Source organism: Corynebacterium accolens, assembly GCF_023520795.1.
GTDB classification, from domain to species: domain Bacteria; phylum Actinomycetota; class Actinomycetes; order Mycobacteriales; family Mycobacteriaceae; genus Corynebacterium; species Corynebacterium accolens.
Genome location: NZ_CP046605.1, coordinates 278266 through 299160 on the forward strand (window position 1 = coordinate 278266; position 20895 = coordinate 299160).

General features: G+C 56.6%; 18 protein-coding genes and 8 pseudogenes. 18 read left to right on the forward strand and 8 right to left on the reverse strand.

The features are described from left to right. Positions 1 to 10 precede the first annotated feature (10 nt). The 4 genes and pseudogenes from CACC_RS01330 to CACC_RS01345 all read left to right on the forward strand — a co-directional run. Entirely contained in the window at positions 11 to 724 is a 714-nt protein-coding gene (locus CACC_RS01330) for an IS3 family transposase (protein ID WP_005280357.1), read from the forward strand. Beyond that, complete coding sequence (locus tag CACC_RS11785) at positions 690 to 917, forward strand: integrase core domain-containing protein (protein WP_302526375.1); 228 nt, start codon at positions 690 to 692, stop codon at positions 915 to 917. Before CACC_RS01330 ends, CACC_RS11785 begins: the two co-directional genes overlap by 35 nt. A gap of 571 nt (positions 918 to 1488) precedes the next feature. Further along, on the forward strand, positions 1489 to 1866 hold the full coding sequence (locus CACC_RS01340) for a hypothetical protein (RefSeq protein WP_249852953.1): 378 nt from the start codon (positions 1489 to 1491) through the stop codon (positions 1864 to 1866). 213 nt (positions 1867 to 2079) lie between these two features. Further along, a pseudogene (locus CACC_RS01345) lies at positions 2080 to 2360 on the forward strand (transposase); the annotation flags it as partial. Positions 2361 to 3075: 715 nt separating this feature from the next. Here the strand turns inward: CACC_RS01345 and CACC_RS01350 are convergent. The 3 genes from CACC_RS01350 to CACC_RS11700 all read right to left on the reverse strand — a co-directional run bounded on the left by CACC_RS01350 (position 3076) and on the right by CACC_RS11700 (position 4216). Then, positions 3076 to 3348 carry a hypothetical protein gene (locus CACC_RS01350; RefSeq protein WP_249852955.1) on the reverse strand — a complete coding sequence of 91 codons (273 nt, stop codon included), beginning with the start codon at positions 3346 to 3348 and terminating at the stop codon, positions 3076 to 3078. Positions 3349 to 3357: 9 nt separating this feature from the next. After that, positions 3358 to 3522 (reverse strand): hypothetical protein, encoded by a 165-nt coding sequence (locus tag CACC_RS01355; protein ID WP_249852956.1) that lies wholly within the window; start codon positions 3520 to 3522, stop codon positions 3358 to 3360. 487 nt (positions 3523 to 4009) lie between these two features. Next, a complete protein-coding gene (locus CACC_RS11700; RefSeq protein ID WP_430733304.1) occupies positions 4010 to 4216 on the reverse strand; it encodes a M1 family aminopeptidase in 207 nt (68 codons plus the stop codon). A 515-nt stretch (positions 4217 to 4731) separates the two neighbouring features. On the opposite strand from CACC_RS11700, the gene CACC_RS11605 reads away from it, so the two are divergent. Next, complete coding sequence (locus CACC_RS11605; RefSeq protein WP_283939275.1) at positions 4732 to 4863, forward strand: hypothetical protein; 132 nt, start codon at positions 4732 to 4734, stop codon at positions 4861 to 4863. 208 nt (positions 4864 to 5071) lie between these two features. Here the strand turns inward: CACC_RS11605 and CACC_RS11705 are convergent. Continuing rightward, positions 5072 to 6111: pseudogene (locus CACC_RS11705) on the reverse strand (alpha/beta hydrolase). A gap of 619 nt (positions 6112 to 6730) precedes the next feature. On the opposite strand from CACC_RS11705, the pseudogene lpdA reads away from it, so the two are divergent. Then, positions 6731 to 8126: pseudogene (lpdA, locus tag CACC_RS01370) on the forward strand (dihydrolipoyl dehydrogenase). An 83-nt stretch (positions 8127 to 8209) separates the two neighbouring features. Here lpdA and CACC_RS11710 read toward each other — a convergent pair. Together CACC_RS11710 and CACC_RS11715 are read right to left on the reverse strand one after the other, a co-directional pair. Further along, positions 8210 to 8610: pseudogene (locus tag CACC_RS11710) on the reverse strand (short-chain fatty acyl-CoA regulator family protein). A gap of 556 nt (positions 8611 to 9166) precedes the next feature. Then, positions 9167 to 9598, reverse strand: coding sequence for a helix-turn-helix domain-containing protein (locus CACC_RS11715; RefSeq protein ID WP_430733303.1), 432 nt, complete (start codon positions 9596 to 9598; stop codon positions 9167 to 9169). Between the two features lie 372 nt (positions 9599 to 9970). On the opposite strand from CACC_RS11715, the pseudogene CACC_RS01380 reads away from it, so the two are divergent. From CACC_RS01380 to CACC_RS01425, 10 genes and pseudogenes are all read left to right on the forward strand, one after another. Then, a pseudogene (locus CACC_RS01380) lies at positions 9971 to 10719 on the forward strand (succinate dehydrogenase cytochrome b subunit). A gap of 128 nt (positions 10720 to 10847) precedes the next feature. Continuing rightward, positions 10848 to 12685, forward strand: a pseudogene (locus tag CACC_RS01385) (fumarate reductase/succinate dehydrogenase flavoprotein subunit). Further along, the gene (locus CACC_RS01390) at positions 12685 to 13425 is read left to right on the forward strand and encodes a succinate dehydrogenase/fumarate reductase iron-sulfur subunit (protein WP_249852959.1); all 741 of its coding nucleotides are present in this window, start codon (positions 12685 to 12687) and stop codon (positions 13423 to 13425) included. Before CACC_RS01385 ends, CACC_RS01390 begins: the two are co-directional and overlap by 1 nt. Positions 13426 to 13481: 56 nt before the next feature. Further along, positions 13482 to 13856, forward strand: coding sequence for a hypothetical protein (locus CACC_RS01395; protein WP_005276566.1), 375 nt, complete (start codon positions 13482 to 13484; stop codon positions 13854 to 13856). Positions 13857 to 14425: 569 nt separating this feature from the next. Further along, positions 14426 to 14569, forward strand: a pseudogene (locus CACC_RS01400) (IS256 family transposase); the annotation flags it as partial. Between the two features lie 514 nt (positions 14570 to 15083). Next, a pseudogene (locus CACC_RS01405) lies at positions 15084 to 15282 on the forward strand (hypothetical protein). A 178-nt stretch (positions 15283 to 15460) separates the two neighbouring features. Then, entirely contained in the window at positions 15461 to 16174 is a 714-nt protein-coding gene (locus CACC_RS01410; RefSeq protein WP_005280357.1) for an IS3 family transposase, read from the forward strand. Next, positions 16140 to 16367 carry an integrase core domain-containing protein gene (locus CACC_RS11790; protein WP_302526375.1) on the forward strand — a complete coding sequence of 76 codons (228 nt, stop codon included), beginning with the start codon at positions 16140 to 16142 and terminating at the stop codon, positions 16365 to 16367. Before CACC_RS01410 ends, CACC_RS11790 begins: the two co-directional genes overlap by 35 nt. Positions 16368 to 17039: 672 nt before the next feature. Then, a complete protein-coding gene (locus CACC_RS01420; RefSeq protein ID WP_249852960.1) occupies positions 17040 to 17408 on the forward strand; it encodes a hypothetical protein in 369 nt (122 codons plus the stop codon). 139 nt (positions 17409 to 17547) lie between these two features. Then, positions 17548 to 19041 (forward strand): DDE-type integrase/transposase/recombinase, encoded by a 1494-nt coding sequence (locus tag CACC_RS01425; protein ID WP_005280351.1) that lies wholly within the window; start codon positions 17548 to 17550, stop codon positions 19039 to 19041. Here the strand turns inward: CACC_RS01425 and CACC_RS11610 are convergent. Continuing rightward, positions 19038 to 19163, reverse strand: coding sequence for a hypothetical protein (locus CACC_RS11610; protein WP_005280350.1), 126 nt, complete (start codon positions 19161 to 19163; stop codon positions 19038 to 19040). The genes CACC_RS01425 and CACC_RS11610 overlap by 4 nt on opposite strands. A gap of 151 nt (positions 19164 to 19314) precedes the next feature. Between CACC_RS11610 and CACC_RS01430 the strand changes: the two genes are divergently transcribed. Beyond that, entirely contained in the window at positions 19315 to 19797 is a 483-nt protein-coding gene (locus CACC_RS01430; RefSeq protein ID WP_005276570.1) for a helix-turn-helix domain-containing protein, read from the forward strand. Beyond that, positions 19790 to 20209 (forward strand): hypothetical protein, encoded by a 420-nt coding sequence (locus tag CACC_RS01435; RefSeq protein ID WP_005276573.1) that lies wholly within the window; start codon positions 19790 to 19792, stop codon positions 20207 to 20209. The genes CACC_RS01430 and CACC_RS01435 overlap by 8 nt, the downstream gene beginning before the upstream one ends. A 193-nt stretch (positions 20210 to 20402) precedes the next feature. Here CACC_RS01435 and CACC_RS01440 read toward each other — a convergent pair whose 3' ends face one another. Next, positions 20403 to 20783: a hypothetical protein gene (locus CACC_RS01440; RefSeq protein ID WP_155802666.1), complete on the reverse strand. Its 381-nt coding sequence runs from the start codon at positions 20781 to 20783 to the stop codon at positions 20403 to 20405. Between the last annotated feature and the right edge of the window lie 112 nt (positions 20784 to 20895).

The following is a 20895-nucleotide window of genomic DNA, read 5'->3' on the forward strand; positions in this document are numbered from 1 at the left end:
CGGTTCATCGATGAAAACCGGAATCGTTTCACTGCCCGAGTTCATCTGCAAGACGTTGAAAAATAACCGGGCTGGTGGGTTTATCACCTCGCGTGGGTATCGCCAGTCCAAGGCTCGCGGGTTAAGTGCTCGTCGACTTCGTGATGCTGCGTTGGTTGAACGCATTAGTGCTGTTCATCGGGATAATTATGGTGTCTACGGTGTGCGGAAAATGTGGCATGCTCTTCGCCGTGAAGGAATCGATATCGGTCGTGAACAAACCGCCCGACTGATGCGCCTAGCTGGCGTTTCTGGCAAAGGCAAAGGCGGATCACCGATTACAACCCGAAAAGCTAACGTGCCTGATTTGCGCCCGGATTTGGTCGAGCGTGAATTTAAAGCTCAAGGACCGAATAAGCTGTGGGTGGCTGACATTACCTATGTACGGACACGAAAAGGATTCGTCTACACCGCGTTTGTCACCGACGTCTACTCCCGGCGGATCGTCGGGTGGGCGCTGTCAGATTCGATGCGGACCGAAGCTTTGCCGCTGCAAGCACTCAACCAAGCGATTGTGAGTGCTGAGGAAACAACAGGTCTCATTCACCATTCGGATCACGGCTCGCAGTACGTCAGCGTTGTCTACAACGAGCGACTTACCCGGCACGGCATTACAGCTTCCACCGGAAGTGTTGGTGACTCCTATGATAATGCTCTGGCTGAAAACGTTAACGGCCCCTCATAAGAACGAGCTAGTCCATACCCGCAGGTGGGATGACGTTGTAGAGGTAGAAATCGCGACGTTCGAGTGGGTGTCATGGTGGAACGAGACTAGGCTCCACCAAAGCTTGGGATACCGAACCCCGGTCGAGGTGGAAACCGAGTTTTGGAAGCAGAACTTGCCACAGGCAATAATGGAAAACAAGGCAAATGCCTAGGAACAAAACTCGGGGCACTTCAAGTAGATCGTTTATCAGGGCCGCCAAAAAGGGGACGAGGCGGACCATGAGCGCGCCAACGATGAACAAGGCGATAAGCCCAATGCCGATGACGGCGCCGAGGGCTAGCTCCTTGAGTGTGTGGCCGTGGAAGCATGACCGGTCGACCCACAAACACCATGTGCCCAGCCAGATGGCGGCGGTGAAGAATGTGGCGGCGTAGAAACCTCCCGAACCAGCCGGCGCCTGAGAGGAATAGAACAGTCCGATGGCACCCAAGATTGCAGGTAGAACTACCCGCCAGAGAATCGGCAGGCGGGTGGCGGTGGCATCACCGTGCGGCATGAAGGCCTTTCACAGTGGGGAAATCAATGAGGGAGCTCGACGCGGGAGGTCATGATTTAGTGTAATCGCGTACTGTCGAAAGTATTGACAACATCGCACTCGTCGACGTGTGCCGGGAGCCAGGAGAAAACATGAATAAAGATACCGCTGTGTAGCACGGCTGGCGCTTGTCACGGGAAGGTGAGATTTGAAGGGCATACCTGCGTAGGGAGTTCAGGAGGAACTAGTGGATGATTTCGAGTTTCCGGAGATGCCTCACGTGTATCTGCCGGCAGTTAATGCGGACGATGGGTTGACGCGTTGGGAGTTTCTGCAGGGGCGTTGGATGAGTTCCAGAAGCTTGAAGGTATCAATAAAGATGCTTTTCTCGAGATGCAACAACTTTTGCTGCGTTGGAGTGAGCGTGGCGCCCGAAGATGACGTTGCATTGGTGGAGCCATCGGGCACGAGGGTTCTCAATGAAATTCTGAACCCGCCATGGTTAGGCGAGTTGAAAGGGTGGGGAACTGGTGGGAATGGCGAGGACCGTCATTTTCGACTGTACTTCCTCGATATCTCTTCGAGGCCGGGTGAACCAGCCCACCAGATGCTTGAGCTTGTGTAAAGAAAAGCGGATCTTTGATGACACGCGTCAGGAGCTCATAGGACTAACGAGGCTGGATCGAGATATTTTTGCGGGTGTGATGTCTGGTGACTTTTTGGACTCGAGTCCATTGACTTTTGGACGCGAGTCCAGTTGGTTTTGACGCGGAGTCCAGGAAGTTTATGGACAGGATGTCTAACGACTTTTGGACTCTGGCTTCTTGACAATGTGGGGATGGCAATTCCCATTACTCTCCGCAAGAAGATAGCGGATTTCGACCCCATCCGTGAGGGCATCACGGTCCAGCAGTTCTGCAAGAACATCGGCGTATCGAAGCAGACGTACTACAACATCAAAGCACGTATCGCCGAACGCGGGCGGGCTGGCATCGTGCCCGACAGCACGGCACCGCTGAACCCGCGACGGGTCTACGATGACAAGATTCGACAACAGGTCCTGCAAGCTCGCGGTACGTTAAGAGCCCGCGGCCAAGACTGCGGCCATGGTCAATCTTCGTTATTGTCCACGTGGTGCCGGCGGGCAGAGCAGGGTGGAGGTTCCGGAGGTCCGTAGTTCCCCGTGGACCACGCCTGCAGGTGGTGGACATCGCAGTCTCATGGCCGGTTGCAGTCCGTGGGTGCACACGATTTCCCGGCAGCGAGCGCTATTTTGCCATAGCGAAGCGGTGCGCTTGGTGCGACCGAGCTCGAGCGGAAGCCCTTGTCATCGACGGCGCAGAAAGTCGTGCTGCGCAGCGCCCAAGCGGAGAAGATCGAGCGGAGATAGATCGATTCCCGCGCTTGTGGTGAAGCGGGTATCGCTGCTCATCGCTTGTATTCTTCCAGAGTGGTGGCGACGAAGAAGGAGCGAGGCCATCCGATTTCTTTTGGCCCGCGGACAAATAGCTGCCTAGTGCCGCGGTCAACTGATCCGCCATGCGCTGGCAGCATAGGTGCGGTATCGTCTTCGGGGCTCAGGCTCGCTGCCTTTATTCTTGGCAGGGGCGAAGGCACTGGCTAGGAGCGCGGCGGCGGAGGCATCGAGGTAGCCGGAGATGTGCACGCCACCGTCTGCATCTTGGTTAGAAATGCTGAAGCGGCGCTTGCGGGTAACCGCGTGTGGATCGCGCCCCCCGGAGGATCGACGGCATGCTTATTCGCCTTGCGGATGGCCTGACGCAGCCAATCGCAGAGATTCATAAGAGAGCGGCGCTTGGCCTCTTCCAAGGCCTTATTGCAGCTCCCGCGGCCCAGGGACCGCGAACTTATTGAGGCGCGCCCCGTTCGATGAGGTTGAGGACGCGTTCGGGATGGGGTCTTCCTCGAAGTAGTTTGCGCTGTTCTTCCGCCTGGCGCTCACGATCGGCGCGGCGGCGCGCTTCCTCCTCGGCTTTTGCGCGGCCGCATCTGCCTCGTCGTCTGCTGGCGGTTCAGGATCCTCAATGGGTGCAAAGAGGTTCTTGCCGTTGCGCAGGCGGGCGGCGGCCTCAGACTCTGAGGCCAAGGCGGGCGACTAAGTAGTCCCAGCCTTAGAAGAGCCGACCCGCCTGCCGGCATCATCGCGCTCTGCAATAAAGGCAAAGGCGGCATCGATAGTGGATTTATAGCCCAGCGCCCGCTCTAAGTGTTCGAAATTGGGGTGGAGCAATTCGAAGGAGAGATCGTCCGGATTCTGCATAAGGTTGCGCAGGCGCGTAAGGCAGCCACATCAGAAATGGCTGTATTGATTTCCGTATGCTTGGCAGTTTCCATGGTTCCTCCTCCTTCCTGTTTCGCTTTCATGTTCTATTCTATGTCATAAAACACCAGCGCAACCGCAAGAAAGGGAATTGGTCAATAGACTGTACATTCCCAACCAAACGGGCCCAGCCGCAACCAACGCAAGCAACCCCGCCAAACAGCGCCCGGAAAACCACTAATCCGGAAACTTAGGCAACGCTGTTTCATCGAGCCATGCGGCAACGGTGGCATCGAGGGGCGGCGTCCGGCGCAGCCTCCCGGAAGGACGAGGAGAGGAGATCTGCGGGCTCGACCACGGAGTGCTGATGCTGGGTGGTAGGAGGTGAGGGTGGGGAAGAAGGCATCGCCAAGCAGCCGGTGAATGGCGTACCGCGAGGGCCCCGCGCTTGTACACGCGGTCATCGAACATATCGCGCGCGCCAGGATCAGAAACCTTGATGTTGGCGCTTGCGCATCAGAACTGTAATGCGAGCGCGCCGCCTCGCGCGCGGAGGACGCACCCCGTGCTCACCCCACAACCACCTGCCAGGCAAACCCTCATTGAGCCAAATATCCTTCCACGCAGAAAGGCCAACGGAATTGCCAAACCACTGGTGGGAAAGCTCGCGCGATGAGCCGCTCGAAGGCGTGATCGCCCTTCACATGGTTGGAACCGAAAATGGACAAGCCTTGGGCCTCGAGGGAATCTCCAGCTCATCCTCGGTAATGATGACCTGATAGGCGGGGAACGGATAGGCCCGTAGATAGAGGAGAAGAAATCCACCATCTCCTGCTGCCGGGAAAACTCTTCGCGTACGCGCTCGCGCAAGAACGCCAGGCACGCCGCCTGGGTATTAGCCCCCAGCGAATAAGAAGAAAACTCGCCTACCTGTACCGCTGCAGGTATGTGGCCATGGGGTGGCGCGTGCGGTAGTGCCACCGAGTGGTGGAACCGCCGGCCTTGGGGAGACCAATTCGCCATTGGAAATAACGGTAAAGGGCTATCGGCGGTGATGATGATGTCATACGTCGCCTTTTCAGAAGGCGTGTCATCGCACGGAACCAGCTGGGCGCGCCATTGGGCTGGCTGGCCACCAACGAGCCGGATTCTCCTTTCCTCAACCACCCCTGTGTGGTGCGGATGGGGCGCGGGCTGCCGCCGTAGCGAATGCAGCTCAAACTCGGTTCCGGCAGGGATTTCGGAGGCAAAACGCGCAGCTTCCCAGAAGATTGGCGGAACCCGCAGGGCGCGTGCTTGGCGGTCACGCGCCGCGCCACCATCGCCCCCGCCAAGATCTAAGGTTAAGGAGGTCAGTTCCTCCACCGCGCGCACGCTCAAAATGGCCTCGCCCTGCAGCGGGTTAGGCTCCACGCGGTAGTTCAAGTCGTGGTGGTGACTTCAAAACCAAGGTTGAAGTCCACGCCGGTATAAGGATCAGTATGCGACGCAAAGGCGGTAGGAAGCAATGTCATAATTGCACCCTACCGCCCGTTGCGCGCAGCCTAAATTAGCTATTGAAGCCCCGCTCGAATACTGGCCAGGAATCCTTCAGATCCTGGTTCCAGGTGCGGCCACGAGTGGGTTCCGGTGGAAGTTAAAGGTGGCGGGCACGCCAGCCTGGCCGCTTGGCCTTGAAGTTGTGGTGCAGTAGTTCACACCGGCCTCGATGGCGCCGCCTTCAACCTGCAGGGTAGCGGAGCCCTGCGCTGCCTGGAGCGGGTTGTAGCCCTTGGACTGGATGTAGGAGAACGTGTCTTCCTCGCTAGCCAGACCAGCCGGAGGACACGTACAGCTCGGTGCCGTGCAGCTTCTCGGCATTCATCATGGCGTCGTTATAGCGGTTGGTGGGAGAACCAGCGGCCCCACATCTGGTCCACGCTACGCCGCCGCGGCCAACGGTCAGCTCGCTACGCCCTGGCGCTCGATGGGGTACGCGGTAGCCGCGCAACCTGCAAAGGAACCAACGGCGTCGTAGAAGCCCTGGTGTGCTGTGCCAGCAACAGGGAGGAGGTGGCGGACATGGACATGCCCGCGATGGCGCGGTGGTTATCGGCATTGATGTGCTTCTCGATGGCCCCGGCAGCTCCTTGGTCAAGAAGGTCTCCCACTTTTGTGGTCCCTGCAGGAAGCCCGAATTCGGCTCAGAGATCCAGTCGGTGTAGTAGGAGAAAGCGCCGGCCTGTGGGACAACGACGTTGACGTCCTTCCGTGTAGAAGTCAACGGCATCAAAGCTTCAGCCAATCCATGTCCTGTTCCGCGCCGCCTGCACCGTTGAGCAGGTACACGGTCGGGCGAGCCATTCGCTGCGCGGACGACGGCCAAAGGAATCTTCCGGCCGTTCATCGCCGGCGAGGTTGCCCTCGAGCTTTCAACGCGCGCATCATCCTTGTACTCTTGTACCAGGACTTACCCTCGATTTCCCGGGTAGGCTCCAGCGGGGAAATCGTGGACTGTGCGGCATCGCCCGCCACCTGCTGCGGGGTCAGCTCGGCCGCGCCTGCCACGGCATAAGCCAAGCCCAGTAAACCGCAGCTCCGAGGCAGAATTGAGACGCTTCATGGTGCTTCTTTCCTGTAGGGAGTGGACTCGATAACTATACTTCGGCCGCGAAAATTGGCATATTAAGGAAGTATTCAGTGTTTAGACATACAGATATCGCCATTTATAGTGCCCAATAAATGCCCGCCGGTAAAGACCTAGGTCGATTTGGGACATGGGGGTAAGCGGCGCTCTATACGCCTGTACTTTGTTAATGATAACAAACACTGTGACAATTGAGGTTTGTGTGTCATAATCTCCTAAGAAATCGCGGCGCAGCTGTAACGCCAGCAGAAATGGCTGCGTTAGTGCTTTAGTATGAAAAGCTAAAGTGCGATTGTGCACGCGCTCCAACAAAAGAAAGAACCTCAATGAACGTTTTCGATACCGTCCTCGTTTCCATCAACGATTCCTCGGCCCTTCATCCACTCCGCGTTGGAGGCCTACTCCAAGCTGCTGGTTTCCCTCACCTGATCTAAACCTGCGAGCCTCAAGGGCCCTGTGCATCTGCTGCTTGCCGATGCCTCCCTTCTTCGCGGGCCCTTTCCTCTTCTCACCGCCGTATGGGGTGCCCCTCAAGTGTGACCAATTGCGACAATGAGGACAAAGTTACGTATCCTGTAGGGCGTGACTAACGAACATTATGACGTAGTAGTACTCGGTGCGGCCCTGGCGGCGTTGCCGCCATCCGCGCAGCTCAGCTTGGAAAGAAAGTCGCTGTTATTGAAAAGCAGTACTGGGGCGGAGTCTGCCTCAACGTAGGCTGTATTCTCCAAGTCGCTGCTGAAGAATGCAGAGGTAGCCCACACTTCAACCACGAGGCGAAGGCTTTTGGCATCTCCGGCGATGTTTCCTTTGATTTCGGTGTAGCCCAAGCGTTCCCGCAAGGTTTCTTCGGGCATCGTCAAGGGCGTTCACTACCTGATGAAGAAGAACAAGATCACCGAGATCAACGGTCTGGGTTCCTTCAAGGACGATAAGACCATTGAGATTACTGAGGGCGATGATGAAGGTAAGACCGTTACCTTCGATGACTGCATCATCGCCACCGGCTCCGTGGTCAAGTCCCTGCCTGGCGTTGAGCTGGGCGGCAATATCGTCTCCTATGAAGAGCAGATCCTGAACGAGGAAGCACCGAAGTCCATGGTCATTGTGGGCGCCGGCGCCATCGGCATGGAGTTTGCTTATGTGCTAGCCAATTACGGTGTGGACGTCACTATCGTGGAGTTCATGGACCGCGTCCTGCCGAATGAGGACAAGGACGTATCCAAGGAGATTGCCAAGCAGTACAAGAAGCTCGGCGTGAAGCTCCTGACCGGTTACAAGACCACCTCTGTGAAGGACAACGGCGACGATGTCACCGTTGAGGTCGAATCCAAGGACGGCTCCAAGCAGGACACCCTGACCGTGGATCGCGCCATGATCTCCATCGGCTTCGCCCCGCGCGTTGAGGGCTTTGGCCTTGAGAACACCGGCGTTGAGCTGACTGAGCGCGGTGCCATCGACATCGATGACCGCATGCGCACCAACGTTGACCACATTTATGCCATCGGTGACGTCACCGCGAAGCTGCAGCTCGCACACGTGGCAGAGGCACAGGGCGTTGTAGCGGCAGAAACCATTGCTGATGCAGAAACTCAGCTCTTGGGTGACTACAACAACATGCCGCGCGCTACCTTCTGCAACCCGCAGGTCGCTTCCTTTGGCTACACCGAAGAGGCAGCCAAGGAGAAGTTCCCGGATAAGGACATCAAGGTTGCTACCTTCCCGTTCTCCGCAAACGGTAAGGCCGCTGGCCTGAATGAGACCGCCGGTCGCTTATTGCTGACGGCGAATTCGGCGAGCTCATCGGCGGACACATGGTGGGCTCCAACGTTTCGGAGCTCTTGCCTGAGCTGACCTTGGCGCAGCGTTTCGACCTGACCACTGAGGAAATCGGCCGCAACGTACACACCACCCGACCTTGTCTGAGGCCATGAAGGAAGCCGCTGAGGGTATCAGCGGCCACATGATCAACCTCTAAACAAGCCTCCCTATAGCATAACGGCACCGCGGCGTTCTCCAGGAGGACCGCGGTGCCGTTTCTGTGTGCGGCTAAAAGCCCAGCTAGTAAGGCGCGACCGCCGAGCGGTGAATATCGATATCGATCGCCTCGTTGATGGGCGGGAAAGCGCGCTGCGAGTTCTCACGCGCGCAAGTACGGCAGCCAGGACCGATGGGCGTAGCAGCGTGGAGATTGGTGAGGTCGAGGCCCTCCGCATAGACCGTGCGATCGGCGTGGCGGGCCTCGCAGCCCAGGCCAATGGCGAAGAGCTTATTGGTATCGCCGTAGCGCCCTTGGTGGTGCTGCACGGCGCGGAAACCACGGTAGTTGCGCCCATCAGGCATCTGCGCCAGCTGACGCGAGATGACCCCGGGCGGGTGAAGGTCTCATAGACATTCCAGAGCGGGCAGGTGCCGCCATTATTGGAAAAGTGCACGCCGGTGGCGGATTGCCGCTTGGACATATTGCCGGCGCGATCCACGCGCACGAAGGTAAACGGAACGCCGCGCTATCGCGCTGCAGGGTGGAAAGCCGGGAGGCGACTGTCTCATCCCACGCCGAAGACCTGGCACAGATACTCCACATCGTAGCGCGCTCGGCCTCGCTGTGCATCATGGCATAGGGCATGAGCGTGGCGGCTGCAAAGTAGCTGGCCAAGCCGCGTTGCGCCAGGCTGCGGGAGGAATCAGAGGTAAAGGTTCATCGGGCCACGAGATTTGCCTTGGGCCTCGAGAGCAGGCCGAGCTCGGCGGCCATGCGGAAGGCGCGTTGGCCCTCGCTCAAGCGCGAGGCAAGCGTGAACTGCCCGCTCTCGGCGGTCAAAGCGGTGCAGCGTGCCATCCATCTGCGCCGTGAGCTCGATTTCTACGCCGTGCTTCTCGCGCGCAGCCGGTTCGCCAGCGCCTGTTCGGTATTGCGAATGCCGAATCCGGAAACGCCGAGGTCACCGGCGCTCCTCCTCCGCGTGATGGTCCAGCCCGTCCAGGTAATTTTGCCGGGCATAGAAGAAGTCGCGCACCTCATCGTGCGGCATGGAGGGCAGCTGCGCTTTCCGATGTCCGCCTCGTATCCGTGGCCAGCGAGAGCTTATCGCGCACGTTGCGGTAGCGGCGGTGTACATCGACAAGCGTGCGGGCGACGGTGGGGTGGTTATATACCAGCTCCGATAGCTCCTGAAGCTCCACCGGGGAGGGGCAGAGCTCCTTGTCTTGGATGACGTCCTGGATCTCCGCGAGGAGACGGGAGTCATCATCGCGGGAGAAAAACGTGGCGTCGACGCCAAAGACCTCGGTAATGCGCAGCAGCACCGGCACGGTGAGCGGGCGGACATCGTGCTCAATCTGGTTGACGTAACTGGCGGAAAGGCCGAGGGTGCCAGCTAGGGAGGCTTGGCTGAGATCGCGTTCGCGGCGAAGCTGGCGAAGGCGAGATCCCACATACGTCTTACTCATGCGCCAAAGGTTACTAGTAGCGAGCGCGGCTGTGCATCTTTATGGCGAAAATTTTGTGAAGACTCTTCGCTACCTGGACACGCTGTTTGTGGGGTTTCATGCGAAAGTTTGACACATAAAGGGGTGGGTTAATCACTTGCGCAACATGGAGTGGCGAAGCTCACAATTTGGGCTACAAATATGAAACATCTGCATTGCGGAAATGAAGGTACCCAAGGTAACAGCGTTTTCGCATTCTTGTTCTCAGGATACCCTTACCTAAAAGATCTCACCGCCTAGTCGCGCTTGCGAACCAGGAGCAATTGGCCGCTCGAAAATAACTAGTAACCAGCGGTTAAGCCCAGTTAAGGTAAGTACGACTATGGAGGTGTCATGACTTTAAGAAATCCGGACCGTGAGGCAATCGCTCACGGCCACATCACTAATGAACCAATTCGTCAGCAGCCCGGAACGCCATCGTGGGTACTGAAGCTCATCATGGCCGTTACCGGTTTTTCTTTGCGCTTTTCGTCGTCGGCCATGGCCGGCAACCTGAAGCTGTACATGCCGGCACACAACGGTGAGCCCGCCCTGGATGAGTACGGCGAGTTCCTGCGCTCTATGGGTGAACCGCTGTTGCCGCATGGCTCTGCCCTGTGGATCATCCGCATCGTGCTGATCGTGGCAATCCTTGCCCACATCTCTACGGTGCCTTTACCCTGGCTTCCCGCTCCAAGGCATCCCGCGGCAAGTTCAAGCGCACCAACCTGATGGGTGGCCTGGATTCCTTCGCCACCAAGTCCATGCTGGTAACCGGTGTCGCTGCTGCTCTTCATCATCTTCCACCTGCTGGACCTCACCATGGGCGTACAGCCGATGGCCCCAGAGGGTTTTGAAGGCTCTGTCAGGCCAATATGATCGAAACCTTTAGCCGTTGGCCGGTCACCATCTTCTACGTGCTGGCAATGTGCTGCCTCTTCCTGCACCTGACCCACGGCATTCGCCTCGCCGCATCTGACCTGGGTATCACCGGTGCCAAATGGCGTCAGACCTTCTTGGTCTTGGCCTACATCATCCCGGCCGTTGTATGCATCGGCAACATCGTTATGCCTTTGTCCGTTGCCCTGGGCTTGGTCAGCTAAAGGAGATAGGAACCCGCTGACTACTACTGAACTCAAGCGTGAACACCCCAACTTCGCACCCAAAGTCCATCGTTGAGGGCGTCTCCGCTGGTAATATCCTGGAATCCCAGGAACCGCACGGCGTGCCGATGAAGGATATGGGGCTCACCACGTTGACCACATGAACCTGGTCTCCCCACTGAACCGCCAAGTTTGAGGTCCTCGTCGTACCGAGCTTGTCCGCGGCGCTGCGGCAGCCCCAGTGAAGTGGGCTGCGGCGTTAAGGTCTTTACCTACCACGACTCCCGCGCCGCGCGCACTCTATTGCTGCGCAGGGTGGTGTCAACGCCTCCCGTGCCAAGAAGGTGGATAATGACTCCGCTTACCACACCAAGACACCAAAGGGCGGCGACTACCGCTGCCGCGAGTCTGACTGCTGGCGCCTGGCCAACAGAGTCCGTTCGTGTTATCGACCACATGAACGCCATCGGCGCCCCGTTCGCCCGTGAGTACGGCGGCACCCTGGCCACCCGTTCCTTCGGTGGTGTGCAGGTCTCCCCTACTACTACACCCGTGGTCAAACAGGTCAGCAGCTGCAGCTGTCCACGACCTCTGCACTGTACCGTCAGATCGGGCTGGGCAATGTGGAGCTTTTGCCCCAACGATATGCAGGGATCATCACCTATGAGGACAACGGCAAGAAGCGCGCGGGCGGCATTGTCACCTGCAACCTGATTACCGGTGAGCTCAAGGCCTTCACCAGCCACGCGTCATCATCCTGGGTACCGGTGGTTACGGCAGCGTTTACCACATGTCCACCCTGGCGAAGAACTCAACGCCAGCGCCATGATGCGCGCTTATGACAAGGGCGCTTATCTGGCTTCCCCGGCGTTCGTGCAGTTCCACCCGACGGGCCTGCCGGTCAACTCTGACTGGCAATCCAAGACCATTTTGATGTCGGAGTCCCTGCGTAACGATGGCCGCATCTGGTCGCCTGAAGAGGGCGACGACCGCGACCCGAACACCATTCCGGAGGAAGAGCGCGACTACTTGGAGCGCCGCTACCCGGCCTTCGGCAACCTGGTTCCCCGTGACGTTGCCTCCCGTGCAATTTCCCAGCAGATCAACAATCTGGGCGTTGGACCGCTGAAGAACTCGGTCTACCTTGACTTCCGCGACGCCATCGAGCGTCTGGGCAAGGATAAGATCCGCGAGCGCTCCAACCTCATTCAGATGTATGAAGAGGCCATTGGTGAGTCCGCGTACGAGACCCCCATGCGCATCGCTCCTACCTGCCACTTCACCATGGGCGGCCTGTGGACCGACTTCAACGAGATGACCTCTATTGACGGCCTCTTCGCCGCCGGTGAGTGCTCTTGGACCTACCACGGTGCTAACCGCCTGGGCGCGAACTCCTGCTTTCGGCTTCTGTTGACGGCTGGTTCACCCTGCCGTTTACCATCCCGAACTACTTGGCTGACCACCTCAACGAGGACAAGCTGGCCGAGGACTCCGCTGAGGCAAAGGGCAGCCGTGCAGAAGTTCACGGCGCATGCCGCACGGTCCGTCCCACTACCACCGCCAGCTGGGTGACCTGCTGTACTTCGGCTGCGGTGTGTCCCGTAACGTCGAGGACCTGAAGGACACCATCGAGAAGATCCGTGCCCTGCGCGATGACTTCTGGAAGAACGTCCGCATCCCTGGTGAGGCGAATGACATGAACCAAGTCCTGGAATACGGCCTGCGCGTTGCCGATTACCTGGACCTGGGTGAGCTCATGTGCATCGACGCCCTTGACCGCGATGAGTCTTGCGGCGCTCACTTCCGCGAAGATCACCTTTCTGAAGAAGGCGAAGCCGAGCGTGACGACGAAAACTGGTGCTTCGTTTCCGCCTGGGAGCCGGGCGCGAACAAGAACGAGTTCATCCGCCACGCAGAACCCCTGTACTTTGACTCGATCCCGCTGATGACAAGGAACTACAAGTAATGAAATTGACACTTGAGATCTGGCGTCAAGCCGGACCCACCCAGGAAGGTAAATTCGAAACCGTCCAGGTGGATGATGCCTCCGAGCAGATGTCCATTCTGGAGCTATTGGACCACGTCAACGAAGGCTATGTTGAGCGCGGCGAAGAACCGTTCGCTTTCGCTTCTGACTGCCGCGAGGGCATCTGCGGTACCTGTGGTTTGACCGTCAACGGTCGCCCACACGGCCCGGGCCAGAACACCCCTGCCTGCCAGCAGCGCCTGTTCAACTTCAACGATGGCGACACCATCCAGCTGGAGCCCTTCCGCTCCGCTGCGTACCCCGTCATTAAGGACATGGTGGTTGACCGCTCCGCACTGGACCACGTGATGGAGCAGGGCGGTTACGTATCCATGGATGCCGGCACCGCACCGGATGCCGATACCATGCACATCAACCACGAGACCGCCGAGTACTCGCTGGACCACGCCGCTTGCATTGGTTGCGGTGCCTGCGTTGCTGCCTGCCCGAACGGTGCGGCACACCTGTTCACCGGCGCCAAGCTGGTTCACTTGTCCATGATGCCGCTGGGTAAGGAAGAGCGCGGCAGCCGTGCCCGCAACATGGTTGCTGATTTGAATCCAACTTCGGCCACTGCCTCTACGGTGAGTGTGCCGATGTCGGCTGGCGTCCCACTGACCGCAGTATCTGCCGTTACCCGCGAACGTGCACGTGCTGCTTTCCGTGGCAAGGACGACTAAGCTAGAGTTATTCCGTAGGAATACTAGGAACGAGAGAAAGACAGAAAGACTCCGCCATGAGCGATAACACCCACGTAGTTGCTGACTACCAGAGCGAAACGTATCCGGAGTTCTCCGGCAAGATTCAGGACAACTACATCGAAGGCTACGACCCAGTATCCTTCGCAGCTCCTCACTCTTCCCTTCTCCGCACCTCCACGTGGGTCGGCATGGGCTTGATCCTGTCTTGCCTGCCAGCAGCCGGCATCCTCATCTGGGGCCTCGGCGTGTGGGACACCCCGCTGGGCACCGCAGGTGAAGGCAACTACGGCCTGACCATCGCCATCGGCGTCATTTCCTTGGTTGTGGTGGCCATCGCAGCCGCCGGCACCATCCACTATGGACGCCGCTACTACCGCCAGTACCGCAAGGAAACCGGCCGAGTTAACTAAGGCGCACGCCTAGTTCAGGCAACGTCTCAGTTTCTGTACTGACTCTACAACCCCGCCTCTACCGCATATAAGCTCTGCAGGAGGCGGGGTTGCTTGTATTTGAAGCAGATAGGGGTTAAGTAGCAAGAGGGGATGCGGACATTTTTAGGAATATTTAGAGTAGCAGCTTGCGTCGGCGTTGATTGATGCTTAATCTGCCGAACTCAAGCTTGATTCTTCGTTCGTTTTAGAAGTCGACATAGTTATGAATCGCTTTTTCTAATTCCTCATGATGTCGCCATTTAGGCCCATAGAACATCTCATTTGGACCTGACCCCAGTTTGGTGGACACCTGATATCCAGCGGTTGCGTCCCTTAGTGTGGTGTAACGCTTGCTGATGGTGGGCCCGAAAATAGTAGGGCGGTCACCGTCGGAAACTTTCGACTCAACAACCACATCTCACCGAACGGCATATGACGATGACCGCTGCACCACATTCTATCGACCCTGCAACCTACTTGGAGAGAGTGTCTAATGGTTTGTGTGTGGGTACCTAACCCGCATGAGGAGATGGACCAGAATGACTACTATGGCGAGACGAGATCCGGCTGATAAGGCCAAGATTGATGCGATTGAAAAGAAGCTGCTTGCTAACCCAGAAATCGCGAAACTGATTGATGACCTAGGCACGTCGACAACGGATGCCAATGGCCCAGTTCGGGGCATGTTGCAACGACCCTCTGAACTCAAGCCCGTCGCAAACGCTGCAAAGACCCCATTCGTAACGCCGTATTAGCGCTTATGATTAGGTGGAATCAGATAACTTAAGAGCTGAGTAGGCTACTGATGAAAAATGGGGCTTGGCCTCTTTAGCAAGTAATCACCGCGTCTCTCTTAGGAGCTATCGTGGTGACCATTATATCGCTCCAGAGCGAGCAGGGAACCTTAGTGGAAGCAATTTTAATCTTCTGCTTGTCTTCGGTTTTCCTTTTTATCGTGTTCTTTTCTGCAGCGAGACTATTCAACGCGCTCTACCGACGTTGGAACTTTTCTAATCAGGAATAGACGTAAATTTATAACGTTCATTCCTTTCTTGACTGGAACAGCAATTGTTCCCATCAATGCCGCAGTCGCACTTTGATCTGTACCAGCGCAGCGCCGAGCGTTCGTCCGCGGGGTGCACCGGCAAGAGTGCTACCTGTATGCCCGGCAAGGTCGTAGGCGAATCTCAGTTCCGCGGTGTTGAAGTGTCCCAGGTTTTGTTCCGTTTGAGTAGATGGGAAAATCTGGAACATGCCGAGAAAATTTGACCAGGATGCGAAGGACCGTGTGGTCCGTCTCGTGGAGGACCGCATCTTGGCGGAAAATATGTCGATGCGCCCCGCGTGCCAGGCAGTAGGCCCAAAGCTGGGGGTTTCATGGCACACAGCTCGTCAATGGACTTAAGCCTGCTCGCCGTGCAGGAAGAACCCCAGAACCTGTGCCTGAAGATGTGGCTGCCGAAAACGCGAGGCTACGTCGTGAAAATCACCAGCTACGCGATACTAATGAGTTGTTGAAGGCCGCGTCAGCTTTTTCGCGTCGGAACTCGACCCGAAACGTTAAGAAATGATCCGGTTCATCGATGAAAACCGGAATCGTTTCACTGCCCGAGTTCATCTGCAAGACGTTGAAAAATAACCGGGCTGGTGGGTTTATCACCTCGCGTGGGTATCGCCAGTCCAAGGCTCGCGGGTTAAGTGCTCGTCGACTTCGTGATGCTGCGTTGGTTGAACGCATTAGTGCTGTTCATCGGGATAATTATGGTGTCTACGGTGTGCGGAAAATGTGGCATGCTCTTCGCCGTGAAGGAATCGATATCGGTCGTGAACAAACCGCCCGACTGATGCGCCTAGCTGGCGTTTCTGGCAAAGGCAAAGGCGGATCACCGATTACAACCCGAAAAGCTAACGTGCCTGATTTGCGCCCGGATTTGGTCGAGCGTGAATTTAAAGCTCAAGGACCGAATAAGCTGTGGGTGGCTGACATTACCTATGTACGGACACGAAAAGGATTCGTCTACACCGCGTTTGTCACCGACGTCTACTCCCGGCGGATCGTCGGGTGGGCGCTGTCAGATTCGATGCGGACCGAAGCTTTGCCGCTGCAAGCACTCAACCAAGCGATTGTGAGTGCTGAGGAAACAACAGGTCTCATTCACCATTCGGATCACGGCTCGCAGTACGTCAGCGTTGTCTACAACGAGCGACTTACCCGGCACGGCATTACAGCTTCCACCGGAAGTGTTGGTGACTCCTATGATAATGCTCTGGCTGAAAACGTTAACGGCCCCTCATAAGAACGAGCTAGTCCATACCCGCAGGTGGGATGACGTTGTAGAGGTAGAAATCGCGACGTTCGAGTGGGTGTCATGGTGGAACGAGACTAGGCTCCACCAAAGCTTGGGATACCGAACCCCGGTCGAGGTGGAAACCGAGTTTTGGAAGCAGAACTTGCCACAGGCAATAATGGAAAACAAGGCAAATGCCTAGGAACAAAACTCGGGGCACTTCAAGTAGATCGTTTATCAGGGCCGCCAAAAAGGGGACGAGGCGGACCATGAGCGCGCCAACGATGAACAAGGCGATAAGCCCAATGCCGATGACGGCGCCGAGGGCTAGCTCCTTGAGTGTGTGGCCGTGGAAGCATGACCGGTCGACCCACAAACACCATGTGCCCAGCCAGATGGCGGCGGTGAAGAATGTGGCGGCGTAGAAACCTCCCGAACCAGCCGGCGCCTGAGAGGAATAGAACAGTCCGATGGCACCCAAGATTGCAGGTAGAACTACCCGCCAGAGAATCGGCAGGCGGGTGGCGGTGGCATCACCGTGCGGCATGAAGGCCTTTCACAGTGGGGAAATCAATGAGGGAGCTCGACGCGGGAGGTCATGATTTAGTGTAATCGCGTACTGTCGAAAGTATTGACAACATCGCACTCGTCGACGTGTGCCGGGAGCCAGGAGAAAACATGAATAAAGATACCGCTGTGTAGGCACGGCTGGCGCTTGTCACGGGGGAAGGTGAGATTTGAAGGGCATACCTGCGTAGGGGAGTTCGGGAGGAACTAGTGGATGATTTCGAGTTTCCGGAGATGCCTCACGTGTATCTGCCGGCAGTTAATGCGGACGATGGGTTGACGCGTTGGGAGTTTCTGCAGGGGGGCGTTGGATGAGTTCCAGAAGCTTGAAGGTATCAATAAAGATGCTTTTCTCGAGATGCAACAACTTTTGCTGCGTTGGAGTGAGCGTGGCGCCCGAGAAGATGACGTTGCATTGGTGGAGCCATCGGGCACGAGGGTTCTCAATGAAATTCTGAACCCGCCATGGTTAGGCGAGTTGAAAGGGTGGGGAACTGGTGGGAATGGCGAGGACCGTCATTTTCGACTGTACTTCCTCGATATCTCTTCGAGGCCGGGTGAACCGGCCCACCAGATGCTTGTGAGCTTGTGTAAAGAAAAGCGGATCTTTGATGACACGCGTCAGGGAGCTCATAGGACTAACGAGGCGCAGGATCGAGATATTTTGCGGGTGTGATGTCTAGTGACTTTTTGGACTCGGAGTCCATTGACTTTTTGGACGCGGAGTCCAGTTAGTTTTTTGACGCGGAGTCCAGGAAGTTTATGGACAGGATGTCTAACGACTTTTTGGACTCTGGCTTCTTGACAATGTGGGGATGGCAATTCCCATTACTCTCCGCAAGAAGATAGCGGATTTCGACCCCATCCGTGAGGGCATCACGGTCCAGCAGTTCTGCAAGAACATCGGCGTATCGAAGCAGACGTACTACAACATCAAAGCACGTATCGCCGAACGCGGGCGGGCTGGCATCGTGCCCGACAGCACGGCACCGCTGAACCCGCGACGGGTCTACGATGACAAGATTCGACAACAGGTCCTGCAAGCTCGCGGTACGTTAAGAGCCCGCGGCCAAGACTGCGGCCCATGGTCAATCTTCTACTTCTTCCTCGACGAACTCGGCTACGACCAACCACCGTCACGAGCTTTAATCGCACAATGGTTGCACGAGGCTGGCGTCGCTGACATCAATGCACGTAAACGACCGCGTAAGTCCTACAGGCACTTTGCCAGGGGCGAAGTCAATGAACTGTGGCAGATCGATGCGTTTGCCTACAGACTCTTCGATGTGCCTCACACGCAAGTGACTATCTACCAAGTCGTCGACGATGCCAGCCGCTTCGACGTCGGCTCCCAAGCTTTTGGAACTCCAGAAAACGGCACCGATGCCCGCATCACGCTAAGTGGAGCCATTGATGCTTACGGACTTCCCCAAGAAGTCCTCTCTGACAACGGTGATGCCTTTGCCACCTACCATCGCGGCCGGCTGTCGCAAACCGAACGCTGGCTCGCCAGCCTGGGAGTTCAATCAAGTGCGGGCTTTGCTCCCACGACGCAAGGCAAAGACGAGCGATCGCACCAAACCATGACCAGGTTTTTGGATGCTCGTACCCCGACGACGCTGGCGCAGGTCCAACAGCTGATTGTCGACTACCGCAACTTCTACAACACACGCCGTCGCCACCAAGGACTTCTCAGGGGCAAGATGCACATCACCCCAGCCCAAGCCTGGGAGATTATCTCGCATGCCCAGCCACCGACGCAGCCGATTGACCCAGATGTTTTATGGACAAAAATCGCGAAACAATATCACCGGATTCACCCCGACAACCAGGCAGATGCTTTAGCAGCCGACACAGTGGTCGCGACAGATAATGCCCTGCCTGAAGTTGCAGCTTCAGACAGGGCACCAAGTAACGACACTCAGGCGATCCAGCAAGATACACCCCATGCCGATTCCTCAACCGTAATGCCAAGCTCTACCGGTGTAAATGCACTCTGGCCTATCCCGGACAAGCTGTGGATCAACAAAAGCGGGGTGGTACGCGTTATGGGGCACGGCCTCTACGTCGGGCTGCGCTTCAAAAATCGAGCCATCTACAGCAGCGTAGCCGATGACTATGTGGAATTTTTTACTGATCACGACGGTGAGAAACTGTTTTCATTTCCGCTACCGATCCAACTGAATCAGCGTCCACCCGGCGGTCAAATCAACATAAACCACGTTGTCGGCATGTGGCACCGACAACCCCCAGAGCTAAAACCCAACCTCTCTGGGCCACGGCCAAGCCGCCGGAAGAAGCCAAGCTAGCACCAGTACAAAAACTCCGTGGACTCCCCGTCCAAAAAGCGGGGAGACTCCGCGTCCACAAAGTCCCAAGACTCCGAGTCCACAAAGTAGCTGGACTCCAAGTCCAAAAACCTCATGGACATAACAGAGATATTTTGCGGGCTATGCGTCTAGGGAAGCGATGGTGTCAGAAAAACCGGGTCACTTTTCGGCCATGGCCGAAATAGGGATGTGCATTTTAATGCACATAGCTTATGATGGGATGGAACATAGGGAAGCAGGGGTGAATTGATAATGGCGAAGTTAACTATCAAGCCGAAGGATGCGTTGCCCGGGGACCTCATCGGGTCGCAAATGGACCTCATTGAGCAACTCGTGGAGTTTCGAAAACTGCGAGGTATGACGCAAAGCGAGGTGGCATCGCGCATGGGTGTCGACCGCTCTGTTGTCACCAAGTTTGAATCATTGGTGGGACTTGGGAAGAAGAACCACACAATGAAGATGATTCGTGCGTACGCAAACTCCGTTGAAGCGTATGTGGCGCACGTTGTAGTAGATGGTCGTATCCAGCACGGAAGTGCTCCCTACGCCGAGCTTAAAGAAAATATTGCTCGGCGGATTACCGCTTTGGCAAACGTGAACGAGGCTCACGAACAATTCCCTGATGCTGGCCGTGGTCAGCTGGGAACGGACTTTGTATTTGCTGCCCCGGTAGAGTCCGCTGAAACAGGAGTACTGCAGCAGATGGACTACACAATGGAGTGGACTCTTGTCTAAGGAACAACGGGCTGGCTATGCGACGTGGCAGTTGCTTCGCGCTGAGGGGCAGCGCATCGGGGAACAACAGTCGAAGGATGTAGTGCAAAAGAAAGGTCAAGTATCTTTCCAGGTTTCGCGAGGTCAGACTAGTGAGACTCTGGTGCTTGAAGTTCGCATTGATGTTGACGTGCCGGAGCGCGCGAAGTTGGCGCTGGCCCTACGTGGTGACTGGCCAAATTCAGAACATAAAAAGTTAACGCCGGAAGAATTGGATCAGCTTCTCTTGGGCTACAAGCTTGATGAGCTCGTTGCCGTGGTCAATTACGAATTGCAAAACCTAGCGCCTAAGTTTGGCGTGTCAGCACCCTCGATTCCGCAAGAGCAATTGGAAGCCCTACGCCAAGACGCTGCGGACAAGGAAGCGGAGTAGTCCGTGCCGTTCCTTGGGATAAGGCGGATGGCCTTTCCAAGCGCGTGCCCGTTGGTGTCGCGGCTACCCGGTCGCTGAATGATGAGGTAGGCAGCGGCGGCCATAAATTATTGCAATAGTGTACTGTCAAATGTATTGATAACATTGCACTCGCCGGTTTACCAGCCCATCCAGGCTGGCGAACGGAATCTTACTAGGGGCCATTGCGCTTACCAGCAGAAACAAAGCACATAGCACTACAAATAGCAACCGGTATAGCAATACCTATAGCTATATGTATAGCGTCACGGAGTACTCCTGCTGCTTGCGGCTGTCGCGCATACTTAGGCAGTGCTGGTTTCGCTTTGAGTATTTGCCCCACCCTGCCGTAGGTGATGCCAAGAAGGTAGGCAATATCGCGGTAGTTGTACCTACCATCCGCTAGCTGCCGAGCATGTTGCGACATATTGGCAAGCTCGTGCGCTTCACGCTCGCGGATGGCGGCAAGTTGGTCGCGGGTAGCTTGAGCTTGTTGCTCTACTTCACCAACAAGGTCGAGATGAACGATAGCTGTTTCAAAGGATTTTTGGTCCAAAGTTGCTGTCCATGCTCTCTGCCCAAACACAGACTTCTTCAAGGTGAGCTCTACCGAAAAAATTCCATTCGTGAGTTTGGACCTGACCCCCATGTGGTGGACACCTGATATC